This is a genomic window from Streptomyces sp. NH27, from assembly GCF_056859195.1.
In genome coordinates this window covers 1-3,136 of the sequence record NZ_JACEGK010000707.1, presented here as the reverse complement: position 1 = coordinate 3,136, position 3,136 = coordinate 1, and the positions used below count along the sequence as shown (strand labels likewise).

The window sequence follows — 3,136 nt, the reverse complement described above, 5'->3', positions numbered from 1 at the left end:
ATCCCCCACCACACACTCCAGGGAGCACCGTGAACGACAACGTCCTGCGGATCGGCATCGGCGGACCCGTGGGGTCGGGGAAGACCGCGCTCATCGAGGCGCTGGTGCCGGTGCTGATCGCCCGCGGCCACCACCCCTCGGTGATCACCAACGACATCTACACCCAGGAGGACGCGCAGCACATCCGCCGTACCCTCGACGGAGTCCTGGCGGCCGACCGCGTCGTCGGCGTGGAGACGGGCGCCTGCCCGCACACCGCCGTGCGCGACGACCCCACGATGAACCTCGCGGCCGGCGCCGAGATGCTGGAGCGCTTCCCCGACACCGACATGCTCTTCTTCGAGTCCGGCGGCGACAACCTCACGCTGACCTTCAGCCCGGCACTGGTCGATCTGTTCCTCTTCGTGCTGGACACCGCCGAGGGCGAGAAGATGCCCCGCAAGCGCGGCCCCGGCATCACCGAGTCGGACCTGCTGGTGATCAACAAGATCGACATCGCGCAGTACGTGCGGACCGACATCGGCGTCATGGAGGCCGACGCGCACCGGGTCCGCGAGAACCGCCCGGTCGTGCTGACCGACTGCCTCGCCGGGGTCGGCATCGACTTCGTCGCGACGTACCTGGAGTCCCGCCGAAAGGTGCTGGTCTGACGTGCGGGGTGCCCCGGCCCGTCCCCGGCCCGACCGGCTCGCCCCCGGCTACTACACCGCCGCCCGGGTCCCGCCCGAGGTGGTCGGCCCGGCGGCGGTGCCCGACACGCTGCCCGCCGGTTCGCCGGCCAAGGTGGGCATCCTCGACCTGGCCTTCGCGGTGCGGGGCGGGCGCACCGAACTCGTCGAGCGCTACCAGAAGACGCCGTTGCAGATCATGCGGCCGCTGTGGATCGACCCCGCGCAGCCCGGCATGAGCTACGTCTACCTGATGGCCACCGGCGGCGGCGTCGTGCAGGCCGACCGCTACCGCATGGACTTCCGCTGCGGGCCGGGCACCCAGGTGCACCTGACCAGCCAGGCGGCGACCAAGGTGTTCAGGACCGAGTACGACTACGCGACCCAGCTCGTCCATCTGACCGCCGAGGCCGGCAGTTACGTGGAGTACCTGCCCGACCCGGTGATCCCGTTCAAGGACTCCAGGTTCTACCAGCGCACCGAGGTCACCGTGGCCCCCGGCGCGACCGTTCTGCTCGGGGACACCCTCACCGCGGGCCGGCTCGCCCGGGGCGAGCGCCACCAGTACCGGGCGCTCGCCACCGATCTGGTGGTGGCCCGGCCGGACGGCACGCTGCTCGCGATCGACACGCTCCGGCTGACCACCGGCCGGCCCGGCGACGTGCCCGGCGGCGGTCCCGCGGTCTTCGCGGGCAGCGACCACGTCTCCTCGTTCTTCGTGGTCACCGACCGTATGCCCGCCGCCGAGATCGCCGACGCCCTGCACGAGGCGCTGGCGGGATTCGGGGTCCGGTACGGCGTCAGCGTGCTGCCGCGGGACTGCGGCGCCTGGGTCCGGCTGCTGGACAGCGACCCGATCAAGGTCACCGCCGCCCGCACCGCGGCGTGGCATCGCGTGCGCGAACTGCTCACCGGCCATCCGGCCCCCGATCTGCGCAAGACGTAGCCACTCGCGCAAGGCGCGGTCGCCCGCGCAAGGCGTGGTGACCACCCGACGATCAACCCCCGCCCCCCTGTGAGGTATCCCAGTGAACTTCGCTCCCGCGCCGATGCCGCCCGCCTTCGACTCCGGTGACACCGCGTGGCTGCTGGCCGCCACCGCCATGGTGCTGCTCATGACGCCGGGGCTGGCGTTCTTCTACGGCGGCATGGTGCGCACCCGGCACATCCTGATGATGATCAAGATGAGCTTCGCCGCGCTCGCCTTCGGCACGCTCCTCTGGTGGGCGATCGGCTACACCCTGGCGTTCGGGCCGGACGTCGGCGGCGTGGGGCTGATCGGCAACGTGGACCACGCGTTCATGCGCGGCATCGGGCTGACCACGCTGACCGGGCACATCCCCACGTATGTCTTCAGCACCTTCCAGATGGGCTTCGCGATCATCACGGTCGCCCTGATCAGCGGCTCCATCGCGGACCGGGCCACCATGCGGGGCTGGCTCGTCTTCGTCATGCTGTGGCTGCTCATCGTCTATGTGCCGCTCGCCCACTGGGTGTTCGACCCGGACGGCTGGATCGTCAAGCACCTGGGCGCGCTCGACTTCGCGGGCGGCCTGCCGGTGGAACTCGACTCCGGGGTCGCCGGTCTCGCGGTGGCGCTGGTGCTGCGCGCGCCGCGCGACTTCGCCCGCCGGGAGGAGCGGCCCAACAACATCCCGCTCGTCGTGATCGGCGTCGCCCTGCTGTGGTTCGGCTGGTTCGGCTTCAACTCCGGCTCGGCGCTGACCGATCAGGGCGCGGCGGCCGGCGCGTTCATCAACACGCAGTTGGGCGCGGCGGCCGCGATGATCACCTGGCCGCTGGTCGAGAAGTGGCGCACGGGCACCGTCACCACCGTGGGCGTGGTCTCCGCCGCGGTCGCCGGCATGGTCGCGATCACGCCCGCCTGCGGTGAGATCAACACTCTCGGTGCGGTCATCACCGGTCTGGTGGTGGGCGCGGTGTGCGCCTTCGCCATCACCCTGAAGTACCGGTTCAACATCGACGACACGCTCGACGTGGTCGGGGTGCACGGAGTCGGCGGGCTGATCGGCCTGATCATGGTGGGGCTCCTCGCCACCGCGCAGGTCAGCGGTAAGAAGGGCCTCTTCTACGGCGGCGGAGGGGGCCTGCTGGGCCGTCAGGTCGTCGCGATCCTCGCGGTCATCGCGTTCTCCTTCATCCTCACCTGGATCATCGCGAAGGTGGTCGACATGACCGTCGGGTTCCGCGCCGCGGAGGAGTACGAGAAGGTCCCGGGGGCGGACCGGGAGCGTGCGTACGATTTCCAGACCGCCGAGCGTCTCGGCGCCCTCGTCTCCGGCAGGCCGGTCAGCAGCAACGACGAACTCGTCCGGCAGATCGCCACGTTGCTGCGGGCCCGGAAGGAATCCGACTGAGCGTCAGCGCGGCGGTGGCGATCCGGCCGGTACGGGAGCGGGTGTACGGGCGCGGGTGCGGACGGGCGGTGCGGACGGGTGGGGCGGGGG

Annotated in this window: 3 protein-coding genes; all 3 read left to right on the top strand. The window is 71.0% G+C overall.

Features of this window, described 5'->3' with window-relative positions:
• Window positions 1-29: 29 nt before the first annotated feature.
• A complete protein-coding gene (gene ureG, locus AC13HU_RS34735) occupies window positions 30-650 on the top strand; it encodes an urease accessory protein UreG (protein ID WP_483045981.1) in 621 nt (206 codons plus the stop codon).
• Between the two features lies 1 nt (window position 651).
• On the top strand, window positions 652-1,614 hold the full coding sequence (locus AC13HU_RS34730) for an urease accessory protein UreD (RefSeq protein ID WP_483045979.1): 963 nt from the start codon (window positions 652-654) through the stop codon (window positions 1,612-1,614).
• A 103-nt stretch (window positions 1,615-1,717) separates the two neighbouring features.
• Window positions 1,718-3,046: an ammonium transporter gene (locus tag AC13HU_RS34725; protein ID WP_483045980.1), complete on the top strand. Its 1,329-nt coding sequence runs from the start codon at window positions 1,718-1,720 to the stop codon at window positions 3,044-3,046.
• Window positions 3,047-3,136 lie beyond the last annotated feature (90 nt).

Coding starts and splice junctions, on each gene's coding strand:
- AC13HU_RS34725 (WP_483045980.1), top strand. CDS start 1,718: ATGCCGCCCGCCTTCGACTCCGGTGACACCGCGTGGCTGCTGGCCGCC.